Origin of the sequence: Neoalteromonas facilis (assembly GCF_002807665.1) — a bacterium.
Taxonomy (GTDB): Bacteria; Pseudomonadota; Gammaproteobacteria; order Enterobacterales; family Alteromonadaceae; genus Alteromonas_E; species Alteromonas_E facilis.
On the sequence record NZ_PEAY01000003.1, the window covers coordinates 301726 to 324475 of the forward strand.

24 protein-coding genes are annotated in these 22750 nt (G+C 46.0%); 15 read left to right on the forward strand and 9 right to left on the reverse strand.

Going from position 1 to position 22750, the window contains the following annotated elements; translation table 11 throughout:
* Positions 1-5 precede the first annotated feature (5 nt).
* The 8 genes from CSH93_RS09695 to ung all read left to right on the forward strand — a co-directional run bounded on the left by CSH93_RS09695 (position 6) and on the right by ung (position 10076).
* Positions 6-524, forward strand: a complete 519-nt coding sequence (locus CSH93_RS09695; protein ID WP_100643381.1) for a GspH/FimT family protein — start codon at positions 6-8, stop codon at positions 522-524.
* On the forward strand, positions 518-1153 hold the full coding sequence (locus CSH93_RS09700; protein WP_100643044.1) for a prepilin cleavage protein: 636 nt from the start codon (positions 518-520) through the stop codon (positions 1151-1153). Before CSH93_RS09695 ends, CSH93_RS09700 begins: the two co-directional genes overlap by 7 nt.
* Positions 1146-2282 (forward strand): PilX N-terminal domain-containing pilus assembly protein, encoded by a 1137-nt coding sequence (locus tag CSH93_RS09705; RefSeq protein WP_100643045.1) that lies wholly within the window; start codon positions 1146-1148, stop codon positions 2280-2282. The genes CSH93_RS09700 and CSH93_RS09705 overlap by 8 nt, the downstream gene beginning before the upstream one ends.
* Positions 2283-2292: 10 nt before the next feature.
* Positions 2293-4350, forward strand: coding sequence for a type IV pilus modification PilV family protein (locus CSH93_RS09710; protein ID WP_100643046.1), 2058 nt, complete (start codon positions 2293-2295; stop codon positions 4348-4350).
* Positions 4351-4689: 339 nt separating this feature from the next.
* Positions 4690-7155, forward strand: a complete 2466-nt coding sequence (thrA, locus tag CSH93_RS09715) for a bifunctional aspartate kinase/homoserine dehydrogenase I (protein ID WP_100643047.1) — start codon at positions 4690-4692, stop codon at positions 7153-7155.
* Complete coding sequence (thrB, locus tag CSH93_RS09720; RefSeq protein WP_100643048.1) at positions 7145-8104, forward strand: homoserine kinase; 960 nt, start codon at positions 7145-7147, stop codon at positions 8102-8104. Before thrA ends, thrB begins: the two co-directional genes overlap by 11 nt.
* Positions 8105-8123: 19 nt before the next feature.
* Positions 8124-9410 (forward strand): threonine synthase, encoded by a 1287-nt coding sequence (gene thrC, locus CSH93_RS09725; protein WP_100643049.1) that lies wholly within the window; start codon positions 8124-8126, stop codon positions 9408-9410.
* Between the two features lie 3 nt (positions 9411-9413).
* Complete coding sequence (ung, locus tag CSH93_RS09730; RefSeq protein WP_100643050.1) at positions 9414-10076, forward strand: uracil-DNA glycosylase; 663 nt, start codon at positions 9414-9416, stop codon at positions 10074-10076.
* A gap of 171 nt (positions 10077-10247) precedes the next feature.
* Here the strand turns inward: ung and CSH93_RS09735 are convergent, their stop codons facing one another.
* The 3 genes from CSH93_RS09735 to tal form a co-directional block, all read right to left on the reverse strand.
* The gene (locus CSH93_RS09735) at positions 10248-10418 is read right to left on the reverse strand and encodes a DUF3545 family protein (RefSeq protein WP_100643051.1); all 171 of its coding nucleotides are present in this window, start codon (positions 10416-10418) and stop codon (positions 10248-10250) included.
* Between the two features lie 169 nt (positions 10419-10587).
* Positions 10588-12249 carry a glucose-6-phosphate isomerase gene (gene pgi, locus CSH93_RS09740; RefSeq protein WP_100643052.1) on the reverse strand — a complete coding sequence of 554 codons (1662 nt, stop codon included), beginning with the start codon at positions 12247-12249 and terminating at the stop codon, positions 10588-10590.
* Between the two features lie 249 nt (positions 12250-12498).
* Entirely contained in the window at positions 12499-13452 is a 954-nt protein-coding gene (gene tal / locus CSH93_RS09745) for a transaldolase (RefSeq protein WP_100643053.1), read from the reverse strand.
* 167 nt (positions 13453-13619) lie between these two features.
* Between tal and yaaA the strand changes: the two genes are divergently transcribed.
* From yaaA to CSH93_RS09765, 4 genes are all read left to right on the forward strand, one after another.
* The gene (gene yaaA / locus CSH93_RS09750; protein WP_100643054.1) at positions 13620-14390 is read left to right on the forward strand and encodes a peroxide stress protein YaaA; all 771 of its coding nucleotides are present in this window, start codon (positions 13620-13622) and stop codon (positions 14388-14390) included.
* A gap of 101 nt (positions 14391-14491) precedes the next feature.
* On the forward strand, positions 14492-15622 hold the full coding sequence (locus tag CSH93_RS09755) for an EAL domain-containing protein (RefSeq protein WP_100643055.1): 1131 nt from the start codon (positions 14492-14494) through the stop codon (positions 15620-15622).
* Positions 15623-15713: 91 nt separating this feature from the next.
* A complete protein-coding gene (locus tag CSH93_RS09760) occupies positions 15714-16049 on the forward strand; it encodes a VOC family protein (RefSeq protein ID WP_100643056.1) in 336 nt (111 codons plus the stop codon).
* A gap of 38 nt (positions 16050-16087) precedes the next feature.
* Positions 16088-16588 carry a GAF domain-containing protein gene (locus CSH93_RS09765; RefSeq protein ID WP_100643057.1) on the forward strand — a complete coding sequence of 167 codons (501 nt, stop codon included), beginning with the start codon at positions 16088-16090 and terminating at the stop codon, positions 16586-16588.
* Positions 16589-16600: 12 nt separating this feature from the next.
* Here CSH93_RS09765 and CSH93_RS09770 read toward each other — a convergent pair whose 3' ends face one another.
* The 4 genes from CSH93_RS09770 to CSH93_RS09785 are packed head-to-tail and all read right to left on the reverse strand — an operon-like array spanning position 16601 to position 19151.
* The gene (locus CSH93_RS09770) at positions 16601-17029 is read right to left on the reverse strand and encodes a DUF4426 domain-containing protein (RefSeq protein ID WP_100643058.1); all 429 of its coding nucleotides are present in this window, start codon (positions 17027-17029) and stop codon (positions 16601-16603) included.
* 24 nt (positions 17030-17053) lie between these two features.
* Positions 17054-17593 carry a YggT family protein gene (locus CSH93_RS09775; protein ID WP_100643059.1) on the reverse strand — a complete coding sequence of 180 codons (540 nt, stop codon included), beginning with the start codon at positions 17591-17593 and terminating at the stop codon, positions 17054-17056.
* Between the two features lie 14 nt (positions 17594-17607).
* Positions 17608-18429: a pyrroline-5-carboxylate reductase gene (proC, locus tag CSH93_RS09780; protein WP_100643060.1), complete on the reverse strand. Its 822-nt coding sequence runs from the start codon at positions 18427-18429 to the stop codon at positions 17608-17610.
* A 35-nt stretch (positions 18430-18464) separates the two neighbouring features.
* A complete protein-coding gene (locus tag CSH93_RS09785; protein ID WP_100643061.1) occupies positions 18465-19151 on the reverse strand; it encodes a YggS family pyridoxal phosphate-dependent enzyme in 687 nt (228 codons plus the stop codon).
* 31 nt (positions 19152-19182) lie between these two features.
* On the opposite strand from CSH93_RS09785, the gene CSH93_RS09790 reads away from it, so the two are divergent.
* The 3 genes from CSH93_RS09790 to CSH93_RS09800 are packed head-to-tail and all read left to right on the forward strand — an operon-like array spanning position 19183 to position 21680.
* Positions 19183-20226, forward strand: coding sequence for a type IV pilus twitching motility protein PilT (locus CSH93_RS09790; RefSeq protein WP_100643062.1), 1044 nt, complete (start codon positions 19183-19185; stop codon positions 20224-20226).
* Positions 20227-20229: 3 nt separating this feature from the next.
* A complete protein-coding gene (locus tag CSH93_RS09795) occupies positions 20230-21345 on the forward strand; it encodes a PilT/PilU family type 4a pilus ATPase (protein WP_100643063.1) in 1116 nt (371 codons plus the stop codon).
* Entirely contained in the window at positions 21345-21680 is a 336-nt protein-coding gene (locus tag CSH93_RS09800) for a putative signal transducing protein (protein WP_338063495.1), read from the forward strand. The genes CSH93_RS09795 and CSH93_RS09800 overlap by 1 nt, the downstream gene beginning before the upstream one ends.
* A gap of 82 nt (positions 21681-21762) precedes the next feature.
* Here the strand turns inward: CSH93_RS09800 and ruvX are convergent, their stop codons facing one another.
* A complete protein-coding gene (ruvX, locus tag CSH93_RS09805) occupies positions 21763-22182 on the reverse strand; it encodes a Holliday junction resolvase RuvX (RefSeq protein WP_100643064.1) in 420 nt (139 codons plus the stop codon).
* The gene (locus CSH93_RS09810; RefSeq protein ID WP_100643065.1) at positions 22182-22748 is read right to left on the reverse strand and encodes a YqgE/AlgH family protein; all 567 of its coding nucleotides are present in this window, start codon (positions 22746-22748) and stop codon (positions 22182-22184) included. The genes ruvX and CSH93_RS09810 overlap by 1 nt, the downstream gene beginning before the upstream one ends.
* Positions 22749-22750: the final 2 nt, after the last annotated feature.

A 22750-nucleotide genomic window follows, 5' to 3' on the forward strand; every position in this document is an offset into this window, starting at 1 on the left:
GAACCATGTACAACGCTAAAGGATTGACGCTCTTAGAGCTGATTGTCGTCATTGCCATCATTGGCATCGTGATCACTGTTGGTGCACCGTCAATCGTAGAATCTCAACGTATCATGGCACACAAAGGTGCGGTGGAGTCGAGTTATTTCACCATGCAGTCTGCTCGTTCCAGAGCTATTAGTTCAGGCAACAATATCACAGTTAATTTTGATGACACAGCGCCCTGGTGCATAGGCGTGAGTGACGGTGGTGTGTGTAATTGTCAGGTTGCAAATAGTTGTCAGGTAGATGGTGTGGAGCGAGTCATTGATGCGACCGATTTTGACAATATCGTATTACAGGAAATTAATTTTGGCGGTAACGCGTTTACTGTTTATGACGGTCAACGCGGTATGGCACTGAATAATGCGGGCAGTTTTGTGCTTTCAGATGGTGATGCAGAAGCGCGTTTGGAGCTAAGTAATATTGGCCGTTTACGCATTTGCATGGAAACCGGAAGTTTAGGGACGTATCCAGCATGTTAATTAAATCGACAGGCCTTCAACGCGGGGCAACCTTAATCGAGCTGTTAATCGCCCTTGCTATAGGGGTTACCGCTATTTCTGCGTTAGCAGGCTTAGTAGGCTATGGCATGGGGGTGAATGCCAAGTTGCTCGCCAGTTCTCGTTTAAACGAAGAAGTGGGCAACGTCATGACATTAATTACGCGCGACGTGCGACGTGCAGGTTACAACGGTAACTCGGTATTGATGGTGGCTGATCCCGCAGCAAATCCGTCTGCATTTGCTGGCAGTATTGCAATAGGCGCGTTTCCAGGTGAGCTAGCCAACAGTTGTATATTATTTAGTTACGACAATGATAATGACGGCGTGTTAGACGTCGCGGCAGGTAACAATGAGAATTACGGTTACCGCTTACGTAACGGCGCAGTTGAAATGCGTACCAATGGACTCGCGTGCGAGGATGTTGGCTGGATCCCATTGACAGATCCGGGGATGACGTCCATTACATCCCTCACCTTTGTGCTGAATCAAATTATTGAAAATGGTGTGGCGGCGAACGAAATAACCATTAGTTTGCAAGGGCAACTCGTTGCTGACAATGCGATTAGCCGCCGCTTTGATTCCAGTTTTGTGGTAAGAAATTATGATTAATCGTTCATATTCCCCTCAATCGTCTTTTCAGGCGCAGCGTGGTGCCATGATGTTGGCAGCATCGGTGCTGCTATTGGTGTTGGTAACATTGGGTACCTTGTACACCGGGCGTATCAAAACGGTTGAACATCAAATTACGCTGAATACTCAAAACTACAAGGAAGCCTTCGCTGCAGCGGAGGCGGGCTCAATGAAAGCGTTTGGTCGCTTGATGGATGAACCTCGCTGGAATGGTGCAGCATTCAATGAACTGTTGGTTAATCAAAGCCAATTTAATGTGACCGGTGTGCGCCAAGAAGTTGCGCGCAATTCTGCGACCGTGGATGTAGTCACGATCACCGCTGTCGGTACCTCGGCTGATGGTTTGGCCAATGTGACGGTAATTGAGCAAGCCTTGCAGTATTCGGTGCTAGCAAATCCGCCTGATGTACCTTTAATCGTAGCAGGTGGATTAGCCGTTGGCGGTAATTTTGAGGTTGCGGCTAACCCTAATGGCGGCGGTACAGGAGTCCCCCTGTCTATTTGGACAGATTTGGATGTTGATCTCAATAATGGTAGCGGCACTACTTGCGGGTTACAGGAATTTACCGATGGTAACTGCAGTTCTTCGCCTTATTCAGAAAAGGGATTTAAGGACTTGGATATCCTCGACAACGATCCAAGCTTTCCAACGGATCTTATGGAATATTTATTCAATGTCCCTGAAGCAGAATGGGCGACGCTTCGCTCTGATGCAGACCTGGTTATCAATTCCTGTGCAGGCCTTAATGCTGCAACATCAGGCTTAATTTGGATGGACGGCGACTGCCATATCAATGCAGGTACTGTCGTGGGATCAACGGCAGACCCTGTCATCTTGATTGTTACTGATGGTGATTTAACCATGAACGGTGGTGCTGAAATCCATGGAATGGTGTTTTCTTTTCGTAAACCAGGTGTCGTGGCTGATTTTGAAATCAATATGATTGGTGGCGCCCAAGTCAATGGGGTCGTTGCTTCAAATCATCCTGTTGGTCACGCAAACGGCACCTACAATGCAGTTTACGATGCAGACGTCCTAGCTCAGTTGGAGCTGAACGACACGTTCCAACGTGTCGCGCGGATCCCCGGAAGCTGGCGCGATTTTTAGAGAGGTGAGTATGAGAGGTTTTGCCTTAATTGAAGTAATTGTTGTTGCATTGATCGTAATGATCGGTGTGACGGGCTATGTCACTCTGCAAAGCGAGTTGGTTCGATCGGACTCGACCATAAATTTGCGTTCTGTTGCCACTGAACTGGCACAAGAAAAGCTGGACGATTTGCGCCAATTTGATGAGTTACAAACCACCGCTGGTGCTGTTGCATTTAATGATATTGTCAATAATCAGGGGGGGACTTTAGCCGCTGGCCCTGTCAATGTGGCCATTAAATCCGCGGCTGGTCAGGTGCACCAGTTTACTCGTTCTTGGCAGGTTACCGATCAGTATTTTGTTGATACTGACGCAGACGGCACAGCAGATGCTTGGCTAAATGCCGGAGACCCAGGGTTACCGGGCGTATTACCACCATACCCGACGCAAAAATCGATTACGGTGAGTGTGTCTTACGTCAATACCGACGGAGACGCAAAAACAGTCTCTATCGATGGTAGTGTGGCCCCAATTCCCGTAGGGCGCAGTTTCCAAGCTACCAATGAAACCGATAATGCCAAGAATCAGCCGCAAGTCGCCTATGTGCCGGGCGCAGCGCCTGATGTTATTTCGTATGAGTTAGGCAACGGCGAGAAAATTGAGACCAGTAAACCTGTGCCTGATATTGATAATCAAGGCGAAAACAATGTGGTTCAGTTTGAAACGATTCGATACTTAGAACTGCTTAACGAGACCGACAAGCTAGAACAAGAAGAGTTCTTAACAGTGAACTGTACCTGTGCCCTAGCGGGAACGGGTAAGGGTATGTCTGCGTCTATGACGGTGCTTGATGATGATGCTTTAGTGGTTAAATCAGGCGAGGAAATGACCAAGATGACCGGCGAGCCTGCAAACAACCAGCAACCGTCTTTATGTGTGCAGTGCTGTCGAGATCACCATGATACTTCAACCACCGTAGCGAATGAAAATTACTACCGCACTGAAGCGGGTGGTCCACACAAACACTATTTCCGCGAAGCAAATGGTTCTTTCACACCGGCGACCAGCACTGGGGATAAATATCATGAGGCATGTCGCTTTAAACGCGTAGATGGATTTTTTGAGATTTATCCAGATTGGCAGCTGATAGACGTTGTAGAGTTTGATGATAGCTTCTTGTTTGCAGGGGCTAATTTAGCGGCCTACACCAGCTATTCCGAAGGTGTGATTGCGGCTGAAATCAGTGGTGGCGCCAGACCTGCAAAACCTGCTGGTCGAGACCTTACGGTGTTACCAGGTGGTTACCAATTAATATCGCGTGGCATATATCTTGACCGAATGACGTCTGCGCATACAGCCAAAGTTCAGGCCAAGATTGCGGCCGGTGACCCTGATTGGAAAGCGTTTACGCCTTTCTATGATATTAATTTAACCTTGCTATCAGACTGGAGTACTGTTGATGGAACGATTGCCACGGTAACTCAAGAAGATATCGAAACGATTGTTGATCCCGTCAATGATTTTTACGGCACTTACAGCAGAGGTCGTTTGGAAGCACTTAAAGATGGTGTAACTAAAGTGGCGGTGCAGGGCTATGCATACAATGCCAGTATCACGGGTACAGGCGCAATTTCACCCGATGAAGTTGCAGGCGCGCGTGTAGATGACAGCATTACGGTTACCGTAAATAGCAAAGCGGGTACAGAGAAGTTTTATGGCTTGGTGGTTGATATTAACTGTATTATCACGGTTAACGGTGTCGCGGAAAGCTGTGAAACCAATAACACCAAGAAATCAAGCTATGTGGACTTGACCACGATTGCGATAGATCCTAATCCGAACAACTTCTCGTGTGTGATTGATGTACCTAAAGGTAAATCTACACCATTCTTCAATTGTGAGAATGTGTCTGAAAACTACAATGGATTTATCTTGTTTGACTTTGCCAAAGCGGGTTACACCACGGTGTTGAAAGTCCGTCAACCTGATGGTTCAGTAGTCACAACCAACAAGTTAGATTTGAGTAAAAAACTATCGGCTACATCTAACCGTGAATTTGCGTTGATCATTGAGTTAACGCCAAACTAACCTTTATTTTGTCTCCACTCTATGCCCAGCATAGAGTGGAGATATCTTTATTATTTCCCTTTGCTAGTTGCGCCACTCAATTACTTTGATAGAGTTGATTTGCTGTGTATGCCGATGTGTTTGGATGTGCCGCAATGATTATTTTTCAAATCAGTATTGACATCTAGACGTCTATACGTCACATTGCACCCATGAAAACAATTATTAGCACTATCGGCATGATGACAACCACCTTTATTAGGGCGGTCGTTGGCTAGTGCGTATAACTAAATCAACGAAAGCCCGCTTAAACCAAGCGGGTTTTTTTTTGCTTCTAGAACAGTTTAGGGAGTTCAGGTTATGAAGGTTATGAAGTTTGGTGGCTCATCACTGGCAGATGCACAGCGCTATATGAATGTGGTGGAAATTAGTCGTCAAGCACATGAGACCGGGGGCGCGGCGGTTGTTCTATCAGCGCCGAAGGGAGTAACCAACGCACTTTCTTTACTTTGTGACGAGGCGGCAGCTGGGCGTGATTTTGGTGAGTTGTTCGCTAAGTTAGAAATGACACTTACCAGCATTGCAACAGAACTAGATGATGCTCAACCTGGATTTGAGCGCGAACAAGTTACAGCATTTATCAGCGAGCGTTTATCGTCATTGGCGGCTCAGTTGGAAGGTGTGCGTCTGCTGGGTATGGCACCGCCAGCTGTTACAGCCGGCATTTTAAGTATTGGTGAATATGTCAGCGTAACCTTATTCAGTCACTTGTTGAGTGCGGCTGGGATCCTCAATCGCGTGATTGACCCTGTTGAATATGTGTTAGCAGAAGGCGACTACCTAGATAGCGTTGCAGACTTACAAGCAAGTCGAGCTCGCTTTGAACATGTGCCGACGGATGGCAGTGAATTGTTGATCATGCCGGGTTTCGTAGCGGCTAATGACAAAGGTGAAAAAGTGACTCTGGGGCGCAATGGCTCCGATTACTCTGCGGCAATACTGGCTGCATGCATAAGCGCCGAGGGCTGTGAAATTTGGACGGATGTGGACGGTGTATACAACGCCGACCCTAATCAGGTTGAAGGTGCAGTACTGCTAGACAAGCTTACATATCAAGAAGCCATGGAATTATCTTACTTTGGTGCCAAGGTATTGCATCCAAAGACGATAGGGCCTATTGCGCAGTTTCACATTCCTTGTTGGATCAAGAATACGTTAAACCCATCCGCGCAGGGTACATTGATCAGTGCTGAGCCGAGCACAAAATGGACTAGTGTGAAGGGAATTTCTCAACTTGACGACATGGCCATGTTTAACGTTGCTGGACCAGGTATGAAAGGCATGGTGGGTATGGCTAGTCGCGTTTTTGAGGTGTTGGCCCATGCCAATATATCGATATGTTTAATCACTCAATCATCCAGTGAGTACAGCATTAGTTTCTGTATTCATGAAAAAGATGCAAGCAAGGCTCTAGACGTTTTGGAAGACGCCTTTGCCTTGGAATTAACTAATCAACTGCTTGATCCCATAGAAGTACGAAAAGGATTGGCAATTGTGACACTTGTTGGTGATGGCATGCGCCATCAAAAAGGTTTAGCTGCGCGTTTCTTTAGTGCCCTCGCGCAGGCAAGAGTCAACAATGTCGCCATTGCTCAGGGATCGTCTGAGCGTTCTATTTCGACCGTTATTGAAGGTCGCAAAGGAAAAAAAGCAGTGAAAGTGATCCATCAAAATTTCTTCTCCAATTCTCATACAATCGATGTATTTTTAGTCGGTTGTGGCACCGTAGGTGGTGCACTGTTAGACCAAATAGAGCGTCAACAACCTTTGTTGTCAGAGCGAAAAGTGCGCTTGAATGTTTACGGTATTGCCAACAGTCGCAAAATTTTGCTTGATGCGAACGGTATCGACCTAGCGACTGACTGGAAGGTCAAATTGGAAAATGCAGAGCAGGCGTTTTCACCTGAATCAATAAGTCAGTTTGTGGCAGATAATGCACTGGTTAATCCGGTCATTGTTGACTGCACCAGCAGTGACAGTGTTGCTGACATGTACCTGTCCCTATTGGAGAGTGGTTTCCATGTTGTGACACCTAACAAAAAAGCCAATACCAAGTCATTAGCTTACTATCACCAATTACACGATGTGGCGCAGCTAACAAGCCGACAATATCTGTATGAAGCGACCGTTGGCGCAGGGTTGCCAGTCATTGATAATTTGCAAAAACTGCTCAGTGCAGGCGATAGCTTAGAACGCTTTGAAGGCATTTTGTCAGGCTCATTATCCTATGTTTTTGGTGAACTCGAAGATGGTAAAACACTTTCAGAAGCGACTCGTATAGCGCGAGCTAAAGGTTTTACTGAGCCCGACCCTCGCGATGATCTTAGTGGTATGGACGTAGCCCGCAAGCTTCTTATTATGGCAAGAGAAGCTGACATGAAATTGGAATTAGATGATATTCATATTGAGTCAGTGTTACCAAAAGATTTTGATGCATCAGGCTCTGTGGACACTTTTCTTGACAATTTGACGTCGCTCGATGGGCTATTTGTGCAACGTGTAGAAGATGCCAGAAATGAAGGCAAAGTCTTACGTTACGTGGGCTCCATCAGCAATGGCAAATGTCATGTAAATATTCAAGCTGTACCGCTTGAACATCCGCTTGCGGCGGTCAAAGATGGTGAGAATGCGTTGGCTATTCACAGTGCCTATTATCAACCGATTCCGTATGTTATAAGAGGCTACGGAGCGGGGGCAACGGTAACTGCCGCGGGTGTCTTTGCTGATATTTTGAGAACTATGCCATGGAAACAAGATGTCCATTAGTCAACAAAAGTCGACGGTAGCGTTTGCACCTGCATCGATAGGTAATCTAAGCCTCGGGTTCGATATTCTAGGCGCAGCCGTGCGGCCAATTGATGGTGCTGCGTTGGGCGACAGTGTGCGCGTCACCGATGCGGATGAAACATCACTAACGGTTGGTGGGCGCTTTGCTGATCGTTTGCCAGGCGAGCCTAGCGATAATATCGTTATGCAATGCTACGCCTTTTTTAATGAGCAAATGCGTGCCATCGGAAAGCAATGCCCTGCGCTGGCGATGCACCTTGAAAAGCGCTTACCCATTGGTAGCGGACTAGGTAGTAGCGCAGCGTCAATTGTGGCCGCTTTTCACGCCTTAAACGCGCACGTTGATTACGTTTTCAGTGAAGAGTCCTTACTGCACATGATGGGTGAGCTTGAAGGGCGGATCAGCGGTAGTGTGCATTATGACAACGTCGCGCCAGCCTATTTGGGCGGCATTACCTTAATGACGGGTGATGAATTAAAACCTGCCTCTAAGCTTCCCAGTATTGAACAGTGGTATTGGATTGTTTGCTATTCTGGTCTGTCTGTTTCGACGGCTGAAGCGCGTCGTATATTGCCACAGCATTATAGTATGGCGGACACGCTAACCTTTGGTCGCCAAGTCGGTGTGTTTGTGGACGCCTTGCACCGGCAAGATGCGTTGGCCGCTTCAAAAGTTGTCCATGATGTGATTGCGGAACCTTGGCGCAAACAGTTGTTGCCAGGGTTTGATGCTGCGCGAGAAGAAACCCTGAAGCTTGGTGGTATTGCATTTGGCATATCCGGGTCTGGGCCGACAGTATTCAGCGTAACTGACGATGTGGACAAGGCAAAGCAGATCCAAGCGTATTTAGAACAACATTACGTGCAGAACGCCGATGGCTTTAGTCATATCTGCACCATCCCAAACGTTGGGGCCATAACAGAATAAGAACAGTGAGAATACAGTAGTGGAACTAGTTAATTTAAAAGTCGCTGAGCAGCGCGTAAATTTTCCTCAAGCGGTTAAAACAGGATTAGGAAAACAACAAGGTTTGTTTTTCCCAGAGCAATTCGAGCCTCTTGGAAATGTAGAAGAATTGTTAGCGTTACCCTTAGCTGAACGCAGCATTGCAATTTTATCTCACTTAATTGGTGATGATCTGCCTTCAGAAACGCTGGAACAGATTGTGAATACAGCGTTTAATTTTCCTGCGCCCATCGAAGCGATTTCAGACAACTCCTACTGCCTTGAATTATTCCATGGTCCAACATTAGCGTTTAAAGATTTTGGTGGGCGGTTTATGGCGCAATGCCTATCGCAGATAAGCGACGGTGAGCCTATTACCATTCTCACCGCAACGTCTGGCGATACTGGGGCGGCGGTTGCACATGCGTTCCACGGGATTGAGAATATCAATGTTGTTATCCTTTTCCCTAAAGGCAAAATTAGTCTACTTCAGGAAAAGTTATTCACGACTTTGGGCGGGAACATTCATACCGTTGCCATTGAAGGCGATTTTGACGCTTGCCAAGCGTTGGTTAAGCAAGCATTTGATGATCCTGATGTGCGTGATGGATTGCACTTAAATTCGGCAAACTCGATTAATATTAGCCGTCTATTGGCGCAAGTCTGTTATTATTTTGAAGCGGTTGCGCAGTTGCCTGTCGAGAAACGCAACTCACTCGTTGTGTCTGTGCCAAGTGGTAATTTCGGCAACCTCACTGCAGGTGTTATCGCGAAAGTATTGGGGTTACCGATAAAGCGTTTTGTGGCAGCGACCAATTTGAACGATACGGTGCCACGCTATTTGCGTACAGGCAAGTGGGAGCCAAAAGCCACTCAGGCGACGTTGTCTAATGCCATGGACGTTAGCCAACCGAACAACTGGCCTCGCATTGAAGCCATGCTTGAACGCGGTGAAATAGCCAGCGATGACATCGTGGGCGAGATGGTTGATGAAGATTACACGCAATTGGCTATGAAACAGCTAGCGAAACTAGGCTACATTAGTGAACCTCATGCAGCGGTTGCTTATCGTGCGCTACAGCATCACCTACAAGACGGCGAAGTAGGTTTATTCTTGGGCACAGCTCACCCCGCAAAATTTCGCGAGTCGGTAGAGAATGTGTTGGGGCAGCCAATCAATCTACCTGCACCATTAGCAGAAGTCGCCGGCAAAGAAAGCCTGGCACAAGACGTCAATAATGACTATGCGGCACTCAAACAGTATTTGTTTACAACGCTTGGTAAATAACTCATGTCGTTGACATGGGCAGATGTTTTAGGGAAGGAAAAACAGCAACCTTATTTTATTCAGATGATGGATACTATTGCGCAGATCAGACGATCAGGCACAGTAGTGTATCCACCATCTGATAGTGTTTTTAATGCACTTGCATTAACTCCACTTGAAAACCTTAAAGTCGTTATTTTGGGACAAGATCCCTATCATGGTGAAGGGCAGGCGCATGGTTTGTGCTTTTCAGTACCTGAGGGTATTAGGCCACCGCCATCCCTGAAGAATATCTACAAAGAGCTTGATAGGGATTTCCCACAGTTCAACATCCCTAGCCACGGCAATCTAACGGCTTGGGCAAAGCAAGGCGTTTTGTTGCTAAATACAGTTTTGACGGTAGAGCAAGGCAAAGCGCATTCGCATGCTAAGCTAGGATGGGAAACATTTACTGATCACGTGATTGAGGCTATCAGTGAGCACACCGATAACGTTGTGTTTATGCTATGGGGAGGGCACGCACAACGTAAGGCAAAGCATGTTGATGCTTCACGTCATTGTATCTTAACCGCAGTTCATCCATCACCGCTATCAGCCCACCGAGGATTTATAGGCTGTGGGCATTTCTCGAAAACCAACCAATGGTTAGCTGAGCACAATAAAACGCCTATCGAATGGCAAGTGTAGCCACCGATTAACCTTCCGATTAGTCCCGCAAGGGGTTTCCTAACGGGTTCCCGAAAGAGGTCGAATCCAGTTTCCGATAAGGTCGAAGATTAAAGCAAAGCGTAGACCTTCAATATTGTCGGAAATTAAGTGCTAGAAACAGAAACGGCCGCAAAGATGCGGCCGTTTTCGTTATCTGATTGCTGTGTCGAAGTCGAAATCCATATCGAATTCAGCGAGTTCTTTTTCTAGTCTGAAGCGATCTTGAATAGCTTCTATTTCTCTCCACTTGCGTTTTTTGCTTCGTTGTTTGCTCGTTTTATTTTCACTATCTGCCATCGCGAATACGTCGTTTTTATTCACGGCGATCTCCTTATAGTTATTTTTGCGCACACTACGATTGTCAGTCGAAGTACATAAAGTTGCCTTTTCAACTCACAAGGTATTAATACCACAACAACTAGGAATGTAAAACCAAAATGTTAACTTATCGTTAACATTTGATGACATTTTGGTTACGAATTGGCTGCACTTAAATGGTGCTTTGCGCACCCTTAAATGCATCAATTTGAGCAGCGGTAGACGCATCGAATTGGTCCAGACTGCGCGTACCGTTTATGCCATCAAGTACTTGATTACCAAGAACTTTGCCAAGTTCTACACCCCATTGGTCAAAAGAGTTTAATTCCCAAATGACGCCTTGGACAAATACCTTGTGCTCATACAAAGCAACAAGCGCGCCAAGGGTGAAAGCATCTAATGACTCAAACCTGAGTATGTTGCTTGGTTTGTTACCGGGCATGGTTTTGTGTGCCGCTAAGCGCCCTTTTTCCGATGCTGGTAGGTCAGTGCCTTGCAAGTCACTGAGGCATTCGTCATAACTTTTGCCTTGCATTAGCGCTTGCGTTTGACCGAAGCAATTTGATGCCAACATGGCATGGTGTGTTTTGGCAGACTCAGACTGGTTATCATGTACGCGTAAGGGGAGTATGAAGTCAGCGGGAATAAGTGTGTTACTTTGGTGAATCAATTGATGGAAAGAATGCTGGCCGTTAGTACCTTCGCTGCCCCAAATAATGGGTCCGGTTGCGCAGGTCACAGCTTGTCCACTTTGCGTCACTTGTTTTCCGTTACTTTCCATATCGAGTTGCTGTACATACGCAGGGAATCCGCGTAGGTAATGGTAGTAGGGCAGTAGCACATGGCTTTGAGCACCTTGAAAATTGCGGTACCACACACCAAGCAATGCCATAATTACGGGCATATTGCTCTGCAATGGTGCAGTTTGGAAGTGCTCGTCCATCGCAAATGCACCTTTGAGTAACTGCTCAAAGTGTTCATAGCCGAGAGCTAATGCAATGGGCAATCCTATAGCCGACCAGAGACTGTAGCGGCCGCCGACCCAATCCCACATTGGAAAAATATTTTCACGGGCTATACCGAACGATTCCGCCGCAGCTACGTTCGACGATACACAGACGAAATGTTTTGCAATGTCTGACTGTGTGCCGCCAGAAGATAAAAACCATTCCTTCGCTGTTAGCGTATTTTGTAGCGTTTCTTGGGTGGTAAAGGACTTAGAGGACATGACCACTAAGGTCTCAGTATGATCCAGCTTGGCCAGCACATCGCGTATGTGGCAACCGTCGACATTGGCAACAAAATGCACATCAACCTTATCGGTTTGAAGTGGTTTTAACGCTTCGGTCATAATCTTGGGGCCTAAAAACGACCCACCGATCCCAATGGCAACGATACTCTTAATCGCTTGTCCAGTGTATCCGGTGTGTTGACCTGAATGTACGGCCTCAGTGAAGGCTTTTATTTTTGCCAATGTGTCCTGTACTTCAGGCATGACATCAACGCCGTCAATGTAGACGGGGTTGCCAGAAAAGTTGCGTAGTGCTGTGTGTAGAACGGCACGCCCTTCCGTGGTGTTGATTTGTTCACCGGCAAACATTGCATCTCTAGATTGCTCCACTTGCGCAACTGACGCGAGATCAAGCAGTCCAGATAGTACCTCGTCCGTAATGCGGTTTTTCGAATAGTCCAAGTGAAGACCACATGCTTCGACGGTAAAACGTTGGGCGCGAGTTGGATCATCTTTGAACCAATCTCGCATGTGCTGCCCTTCCATCTGGTTCGCAAGTTGATTTAATGCTTTCCATTGCGGGGATGCATTGGTATTCGTCATGGCCGGTTCCTTATTTCACACAGTCGATTAGGTAATATGGTATCGGATTCTGCAAGAAGTGTGCAGTTAAAAAAAGGTTAAATTGACAGCGTTGTCAATGATCGGATCTCTTTAGCGCTTCAGAGGTGAGAATTTAATGCGCTAAACATGAAATATTGCCTAACAGAAGAAAGTGCAAAATCATGGATACTCGCGGTTTGCTAACCGCGAGTATCATGTGTTTTTGGAGAGATGGTTAGTATCGTGAAATTAGAACTTTTGCTTTAACAATTGTTCAAGCTTTTCCTGATCGGCTGCGAAGTTGCGAATACCTTCAGCTAACTTTTCCGTCGCCATCGCATCTTCATTATGTGCCCAACGGAATTCTGCTTCACTGAGTGGCTCAGGCTTAGCACTGACATCTGTTGCAGGTGTTAGTTTTTGTTGAACTTCACCACCAGTGTTGGCTAACTCTTCTAATAGCTGCGGGCTAATAGTCAGGCGGTCACAGCCAGCCAATTCGGTTATTTCACCGGTATTTCTGAAGCTTGCGCCCATGACTACTGTGTTGTAACCGTGCTGCTTGTAGTAATTGTAAATCTTGGTGACGGACACGACACCTGGATCTTCTGCTGAGGCGTAACTGTCTTTGCCTGTGCTCTTTTTGTACCAATCCAGAATACGGCCAACGAAAGGTGAGATCAGGAAAACGCCGGCTTCAGCGCATGCCTGTGCCTGGGCAAAACTGAACAGTAAAGTGAGGTTGCAGTTAATACCTTGTTTCTCTAGATGCTCAGCCGCTTTTATACCTTCCCAGGTTGAGGCGATTTTGATCAAGATGCGCGACTTATCAACACCGGCTGCTTGATACAAGGCTATAAGTTTTTCTGCTTTGGCAATAGTGGCCTGTGTATCAAACGACAAGCGAGCGTCGACTTCGGTAGAAATTCGGCCTGGAATAATCTGTTGGATTTGATGACCTATGCTGACGGCAAGTTTATCGCTTGCGTTGTCAATTTGTTCAGCTTCACTGCCGCCTAACGACTTTGCATACGCAACAGCTTCATCGATAAGGCTGGCGTATTGTGGTAGTTCAGCCGCTTTCAACAGAAGTGATGGATTAGTCGTCGCATCTACAGGCTGGTATTTCTTGATCGCTTCAATATCACCCGTGTCAGCAACAACTGTGGTCATAGTACGAAGAGAAGACAATTGGTCGGTCATATAGGTATCCATAAATTCAATTTCGCATAGGGTATAACTGTCAGAAGGGGAGTGCCAGTCATCGTGTGGAATTTAATATAATTTTTATCTGCTCCTTGCTTTTAGTATCCTTGCCACAATGTTTAAGGCATACGCCTCAATTTCGAATAATACGTTGTAGTTAAATTATGCTTGTAGTTTTATCGCCCGCAAAAAACCTTGATCTTGACCCGACCTCATACTCACTGCCGGAAACTCAGCCGTCATTGATGAGCCGCACTCAAGATCTGGTGAAAGTATGTAAACAACAGTCTCCCGCAGATTTAGCGTCTTTAATGAAAATCAGTGATAAACTCGCCATCCTCAATGCTGAGCGATTTAACTCGTTTGACGTTCCTTTCACAAAGTCGAATGCGAAACCCGCAGTATTTACGTTTAATGGTGATGTGTACACGGGGCTAGACGCAGCTACGCTCAGTGAGTCAGCGCTAGCCTTTGGGCAAAAACATTTGCGTATTTTATCCGGGCTATACGGTGTGCTACGACCCATGGATCTTATGCAAGCCTATCGATTAGAAATGGGGACAGCATTAAAAACGCCTGCAGGTAAAAACCTGTATGAATTCTGGGGTTCTGATATCACCGATGAGATAAATAAGCAGTTAGCTGATATTGATTCAGAGGTGCTGATCAATCTTGCCTCGAATGAATATTTTAAAGCCGTGAAGTCCAAGCAACTATCTGTACCGGTCATAACGCCAGTATTTAAAGACTTTAAAAATGGGCAGTACAAAGTGATCAGCTTTTTTGCCAAGAAGGCGCGTGGCCTGATGGCTCGCTACATTCTAGAAAACCAAATCACCAATGCAGCAGATTTAAAGCACTTTAATGTTGATGGTTACGCCTATGACGACGCGTTGAGCACTTCCTCGGATTGGGTGTTTACGCGTAAACAGTAGTGCTGCTACTGAGGAAGTAGTGTGAATCAATATTTTTTGGGTTAGATCCGAAACTGACATTTCATAGTAAAAACTCCCACAACGTTGTGGGAGTTTTTGTTATGTGGTGTCCGGATTGCGAAAACATCGAAGAGTATTATTTTGACGAGACAGAGTTTTGGATATTTTTTCCAACAGAGGATGCATATTCTAAAGTTGTAAAAATGTGTGGGGATTGCGGCTACACAACTCATTCCGAGTCTTCTCATTGCCTACGAACCTGTCTGTCCAGCGAGCAGATTGAAAAATTTCTTATTCAACTCACCGGTTGCTTAGCGCCACCCTCCTTAGCAAAAAGTAAAATCATTACCGTACCTAAAGGTGAGATACCGAAGCCCAGAGACTTTGGGCGAGTACTGCCCGCTGATGTGTTTGTTCACCGCCATAAGAGCGGCTGGATAATGAATGCGATTGAGCAAAAACACTATGAAAGCTGGTTCCAACCTATCGTATATGCGGATTCATCCATTGCAGATCCCACTGTATTCGCTCATGAGGCTTTGTTCAGAGTGTTTGATGATAACGCCAATATGATGCCTCCATCATTGGTGTTTTCTATGGCGCATTCTTCTGAATTGTTGTATTCCGTCGACTTGATCGCCAGACGCTCGGCAGTGGAATGTGCTGCTCGAGCAGGATTGCCGGGTAAAATTTTTATTAATTTTAACCCTTCAAGTGTCTATGACCCCGCATATTGTTTGCGTTCTACTGCGTCGGCCATTACGGAAATCGGTTATAAACCTAGCGATATTGTATTTGAAATTACAGAAACCCATCGTGTTACCGATATGGCTCATTTGAAGGGGATTTTGGCCTTCTATCGTCATGCTGGCTTTGGGGTGGCGTTAGATGATATCGGCTCTGGCTGGTCAGGATTGAATATGTTGAAAGATGTTCGACCTGACTACGTGAAAATTGATATGGAGCTTGTTCAACACATTGACTCGGATCCACTGAAACAATCCATTGTTGAGCACCTTATTCAAATAGCGCGTAACAACGGTATAAAAGTGATTGCTGAGGGGGTTGAACGTGAGGAGGAGAGGGCATTACTGCAACGTATGGGGGCTGATTATTTGCAAGGCTACTTATTTGCGAAGCCAGCCAGACTGGTGGACAGAGTGTCCAGTGAACAGAAAACCAAGATAAAAGATTCTATGCGCCCTCTGGAGCAAACGGTTAAACGAACCTAAGCTTAAACTAAACAACCGCTACCTCCATGTCATTTGTCTCGTGTCGATAAAAGGTCTAAGGTTATAAAAATGACTTTTCGGAGCAGGGCACATGGAACTTGGACAATTTTCAGTCAGTTTAGCGGTTAAAGACATGCATAAATCAAAAGCGTTTTATGAAGCGCTAGGTTTTGAGGCGCTCGAGGGCTGTGGTTCGATTGAAGATAACTGGTTGATTTTACAACAGGGAGCAGTCGTTATCGGGCTATTTAAAGACATGTTTGAAGATAACATTCTGACCTTCAACCCAGCCGATGCCAGAGCCATAGAGGCGTCAATGCAGTCCGCTGGATTTGAACCGATCAAGTCCACGCAAGGAGACAACGGTCCTTGTCACTGCGTATTTGTCGATCCTGATGGCAATCAGGTAATGTTTGATCAATTTTGAATACATTCGGGACCGTTCAACGAACGGTTATATAGCCTATGAAATCACCGCTGCTTTATGTTGAAGATACCAAACGTCTAGCTGCTTTATACCGCACTCAATTACTGGATTCAGAGCCAGAAGAGCGCTTTGATGCCATTACGCGGATGGCAAAACAGTATTTTGACGTGGCTATCTCGACCATCACACTGGTGGATAAAGACCGGCAATGGTTTAAATCTAAAGATGGTTTAGACGACGATGAAACTGACCTTTCGGTGTCATTTTGTGCGCATGCTATCGCTGAAGATGATTATTTGTACGTGCCTGATGCACGCCAAGATGAACGCTTTGCTGAAACCGGTAATGTCGTCGCTGGGCCACTTATTCGATTTTACGCTGGCGCGGTTATTCGGAGTAGCTGTGGTCAACCGCTAGGGACACTGTGCGTAATTGACCCTAACCCTCGGGCATTAACTCAGCAGGATTTCAATATGTTGTTAGAGTTCGCCCACATGGTAAATACCGAAATTAAAGTGAGCGAACAACAAGGGGTATAACGTTGGTGTTAGCTAGTCAACGTATAGCTTTTGCGAAAAGGATAAGGTTTCTGTGCGGTTGCCGTCTTGAATATCTATTTCAAAGCGGTAGGTTTCCATGTCGCGATAGGGTAATACCGCAAGGTAATAAACTGCGTCGCCTTCTCGCACCCGCTTAAATGACAGCTGTTTGACAGTGCCTAATAAGTTCTTAGCGTTTCCCGTTACCGAAGGTTCCAAGGCTTTTTGAGAGTCAGCATCAAGCACGGAAATATTCACCAGTGCATTAAACTTACTGCGAATGATGCCGTTTGCTTTGGCTATTTCGGGTGTTAAAAAGGTTGTGCCGACTACCATATAATGAACATCCCAATTACCAAGCGTTTGTTTTTGCTCGGCAATGGCTGAGAAACTGAATGCGCAGCATAAAACCGCTATAAAAATCCGCATCGAATTAATCATTAACGTTTATTCTCCGTTCGCTAACTAAAAACCACCAAAAATATCGCCCAACAGTATGCGAATAAATTGCAGCGCAATAATGGCAATCAGTACTGATAAGTCCAATCCTCCCATGGGGGGAATGACACGTCTGATTGGGCTTAAGAATGGTTCGGTAAGTTGCATGGTGACATATTCAATGGGGTTATTGCCTTGGCTGATCCAACTGAGTATGGCACGTAGGATGAGTATCCAGAACACCAGTGAAAGCGCTTCTCGTAACACGTCAACAAACGACGCAATAACGATCGCAATAGGGGCAAAATTAGCCCCGAACACCAAGGATATGGTGGTGATTTTAGCCACTGACACTAGCAGTGCAAATACGAATGTGGCGGTATCAAATGGTCCAATTGAGGGGATCACGCGACGCAAGGGGCCTACCACTGGCTGTGTGGCTTTAACTACCACTTGACTCAGTGGATTGTAGAAATCAGCTCTTACCCATTGTAACCACAAGCGTAAAATAACCACCATGAGATACAGGTTGAACAGCGTTGTAATTAAAAAGTAAGTTGCATTCATAAAGAGTCCATTAACTAAAATTCATTCGACATTTCATCGGCACGCTTTACGGCCGCTTGCATGGCTTTACTGACAAGCTCTTTTAAACCACCTTGTATAAAAGTATCGAGAGCTTGTGCTGTAGTGCCGCCTTTAGATGTAACATTTTCCCGTAGGGTTGAAAGTTCGATTTCTGGGTTTTCAACGACCATTTTAGCGGCACCAAACATGGCTTGCTGAACCATCAGTCTTGACTGTTGGTGGTTAAAGCCCATTTTTTCGGCTTCAGCTTGCATAGCTTCGAGAAACAGAAAGAAATAAGCCGGTGAACTGCCCGCTGCCGCAATAACGCCGTCAATTTGTGGTTCTTGCTCAACCCAAACGACTTCCCCTACAGCACCCATCAGCTCAGAGCAAAATTGCTTTTCCTGCTCCTTGATGGCCTCATTCGCGATTAACCCTGTTAAGCCTTCACCTACAGCGCTGGGCGTATTCGGCATTGCCCTTACCCACTTTTTCGCCACTGGCAGCATTTGCGCGAGGCGTTCTAGTTTGATGCCAGCTGCGATCGACATAAACACTTTATCGTCGCTGACTTGTGCAGGGTCAAGATCGGCCAGAACGGTAGCCATGATCTGTGGTTTTACAGACATTACGATTACATCCGAATAGGCAACAACGGCGTCATTATCCGTTGTGATATTAATGCCAAACTCTTCTTGTAAGGCCATTAACTTTTCGATAGATCGGTTGCTAGCGACTATAGCGGAAGGGGAATAGCCAGATTCGACCAATCCTGAAATGATGCTTCTGCTCATGTTGCCAGCGCCAATAAAGCCTATATTTCGTGTCTGCATGGGACTCCTGTGTCGTTATTTATTTGGGCAGCGCTTTACTGTCGACTGCCGAATATTGCGGTACCTAACCTCACCATAGTGCTGCCGTGTTGAATGGCTAGAGATGCGTCATTGCTCATACCTATAGATAATGTATCTATGGATGAATATGTCGCTTTCAAGTCATCGAATATATTTTGCATGGCGCGAAAACTGGCGATTTGTTGAGCGCCACTGCTGCTCGCACTGGGTATCGCCATAACGCCGCGTAACCGTAGCTGACCATAGTCGGCTATTTCTTGTGCAAAGTCTTTGACATCGCTAGCAAGTACACCTGATTTGGTTTCTTCATCGTCAATATTGATTTGAATACACACATTCAGCGGCGCCATGTCGTGAGGTCGTTGCTCTGACAACCGTCGTGCTATTTTCAGTCGGTCAATGCTTTGCACCCAGTCAAAGTGCTCGGCTACCGCTTTGGTTTTATTGGACTGCAATGGGCCGATAAAGTGCCATTCAATATCTGTGAAACTACGCATTTGTTGTATCTTTTCAATGCCTTCCTGAACATAGTTCTCACCGAACAATCGTTGCCCGGCATCATACGCTTGTCGTAAATCAGATACCGGTTTTGTTTTACTAACGGCTAGTAATTTGACCGAATTTGCAGGACGATGAGCATCATGTGTGGCTTGGGCGATCAGTTTGTGGGCGCTTTCCAGCCGATCTGCTATTGTTTGCATAGCGTGTTTAAATTCTTCGGAGACATAAGCCTTGGATATTACCGAACTTTTAGCCTTTAGTGTGAAAAACAACGCATCAGATTTACATTTGAGCGCAGGACTTCCACCTATTATTCGAGTGGATGGCGAGATGCGACGCTTGAATGTGCCCGAGCTGGATCACAAGCAAGTGCATGCACTGATTTATGAAATCATGAATGACATGCAGCGCAAAGAATACGAAGAAAACTTAGAAACTGACTTTTCGTTCGAAGTAAAAGATTTATCTCGCTTTAGGGTAAACGCGTTCGTGCAAAACCGTGGCGCCGCGGCTGTATTGCGGACCATTCCAAGTAAAGTTTTGACTTTGGATGACCTTGGTGCGCCGGCTATTTTTAAAGACATCATCAATCAACCGACGGGGATCGTTTTGGTAACGGGGGCTACCGGTAGTGGTAAAAGTACGACCTTGGCAGCCATGATTGACCATATCAATACACATAAGCGTGAGCACATATTGACCATCGAAGATCCTATCGAATTTGTGCATGACAATAAATTAAGCGTTATTAACCAACGTGAAGTGCATCGCGATACGCACAGTTTTAATAACGCGCTGCGCAGTGCATTGCGTGAAGACCCTGATGTTATACTGGTGGGCGAGCTACGTGACTTAGAAACCATACGTCTCGCAATATCAGCGGCTGAAACAGGCCACTTGGTATTTGGCACATTGCATACAAACTCGGCGCCTAAAACTATTGACCGTATTATTGACGTATTTCCAGCCGAGGAAAAATCGATGGTCCGCTCAATGTTGTCAGAATCCTTGCGCGCAGTAATTTCTCAAACGCTGCTTAAGAAAGTCGGCGGCGGGCGTATAGCGGCACATGAGATCATGATCGGTATACCGGCTATTCGTAACCTGATACGTGAAGATAAAGTCCCGCAAATGTATTCTGTGATACAAACAGGGCAGGCGCATGGCATGCAGACGATGGATCAATGTTTACAGAAATTGGTTGGTATGGGCGTGATCACACCTCAAGATGCTGCAGCGAAGTCTGTTGATAAGCAACCAAAACCAGGATTCTAAAATATGCATTCACTCGATGATTATTTAGAGCAAATGGTCGGCGAATCGGCTTCCGATGTGTTTATTACCGTCGGTTATCCAGTGAGCGCCAAGATTAACGGGCAGTTAACGCCGCTTGCGGATGACGCTTTGACTGATGATGATGCACTCGATTTAGTGCATCAGGCGATGAATGATAAGCAACGTGAAGAGTTCGAAAATAGTAAAGAATGTAATTTTGCTATTGCTCGCGAGGGGATTGGGCGTTTCCGTTGCAGTGCATTTTGGCAACGAGATTTGGCCGGTATGGTTATCCGCCGCATTGTTACCCAAATCCCGCAGGCAGATGACCTTGGATTACCAACGGTACTGAAAGATATCATTATGGCTAAGCGTGGCTTGGTGCTATTTGTGGGTGGAACCGGTACTGGTAAATCGACGTCTCTGGCGGCACTTATTGGCCATAGAAACGCTAATTCGAAGGGGCATATTTTAACCATCGAAGACCCGATAGAATTCGTGCACGACCACAACCAGTGTGTGGTTACTCAGCGAGAAGTGGGTATTGATACCTTGTCATTCGATGATGCGCTTAAGTCGTCTTTGCGTCAGGCACCTGATGTTATCTTAATCGGTGAAATACGATCGATGGAAACCATGGAATATGCCATGTCGTTTGCTGATACCGGGCATTTGTGTGTTGCGACGTTGCACGCCAATAACGCTAACCAAGCCATAGAACGTATCATGCATTTGGCTCCCAAAGACTTGCATGACAAGCTTCGCTTTGACTTAAGTTTGAACATTCGCGCGATTGTTGCTCAACAGTTGGTTCCCACCATTGATGGTAAAGGCCGCGTCGCCGCAATTGAAATCTTGCTTAACTCACCATTAGTAACTGATTTGATCCAACGTAATAATATTGGCTCGTTAAAAGAAGCCATGCAAAAAGGTAAAGAAGCCGGTATGCAGACGTTCGATATGGCGTTGTATGATCACTACAAAGCTGGTCGAATCTCGCTTGATCAGGCACTGCATCATGCTGATTCACCAAATGATCTGCGCTTGATGATCAAGTTGGATACTGATGAAGGCTCAGGTTTGGGCTCATTGTCTAACGTTTCGATCGATATGGATTAATGGCATTGCGGATCTATCGGGATTTCGACCGTTTCTTGGTATTCAGAGTTAAAACGTTGTTGGAGGAGCATGGTATTCCATGCTTCATCAAAAATGAATTTGTCTCAGGTGCGATAGGCGAGGTATCACCGTTTGATTCGCAGCCTGAAGTGTGGCTGTCTGACCCCTTGTGGGAGAAAAGAGCTAAAGCGCTAATAGAGGGCTTTAAGCAGGACGTGAGTGATGATTCACAAGTGGAAGATTGGTCATGCTCACACTGCGGTGAAGTCAATGCCGCCAGTTTTGATGTGTGCTGGCAGTGCCAGCATTCTCCAGAGGAAACAAGGCATGAGTAATGTTTTCTGTGATGCACGAACGCCGTTTGGCTCGGGCAGAGCGTTTATACTGGCTAGACTGTCGGAAACCTATTCGCCTAGGCTAGGCGTTATTGTCAAAGTAGCTCTGTAAAATAATACAGGCAGAAACACTGTCTATTTTTCCTTTATCGAGCTTTTTAAAACCGCCGAGAGCAAACAATTCGGCTTTGGCGTCTACCGTCGTTAGGCGTTCATCCCATAATTCAACGTTAATCTTAAAACGACCATTAAGGCGGTTGGCAAAAGTACGCGCACGCTCTGATATGGGCTGTTCTGTGCCGTCCATATTGAGCGGCATGCCGACTATACAAGAGGATGGCTGCCATTCATTGATCAATGCTTCTACTTGATTCCAGTCTGGCACTCCATCTCTGGCTGACAATGCGTTTAAAGGAGAAGCCGTGGCCGTTATTGATTGTCCTACGGCGACACCGATACTTTTGAGGCCATAATCGAAACACAACAGTGTGCCCATTGACATCACGCGTGCCCCACATTTGGTGCTAATTGCCAGATGTCTATACCTAACTTATTGACCGCCGCTTGCCAGCGTCTGTGGATGGGCGTGTTAAACAGGATGTCCATATCAGCCTCTACCGTTAACCAACTGTTTTCCTGAATTTCTTGCTCTAGTTGACCCGCAGACCATCCCGCATAACCAAGCGTGACTAGCGATTTTTCAGGCCCACTGTCATTGGCTAATGCCGGTAGTATATCTTTGGACGTTGTTACCATAATTTCTGGCGTAAGCTGGAGGCTTGATGACCAGCCTGGTTGGGTGGTGTGCAGAATAAAACCTCTATCTTGTGACACTGGACCGCCGGCTAAGATTATCTTTTCAGCATGTTCGTCATCAACGACGACTTCGGGATCGGTTTGTTCTAGCAACGCTTTTAAATTCATGGTTGTGGGTTGATTAATGACTAACCCCATCGCGCCTTGTTCATTATGCTCGCAGATATAGGTAAGCGAACGAGAAAAATACCGATCTTCCAGAGAAGGCATGGCGATTAAAAAGTGATTTTCAAACGAAACCGGGTTAGTCATAG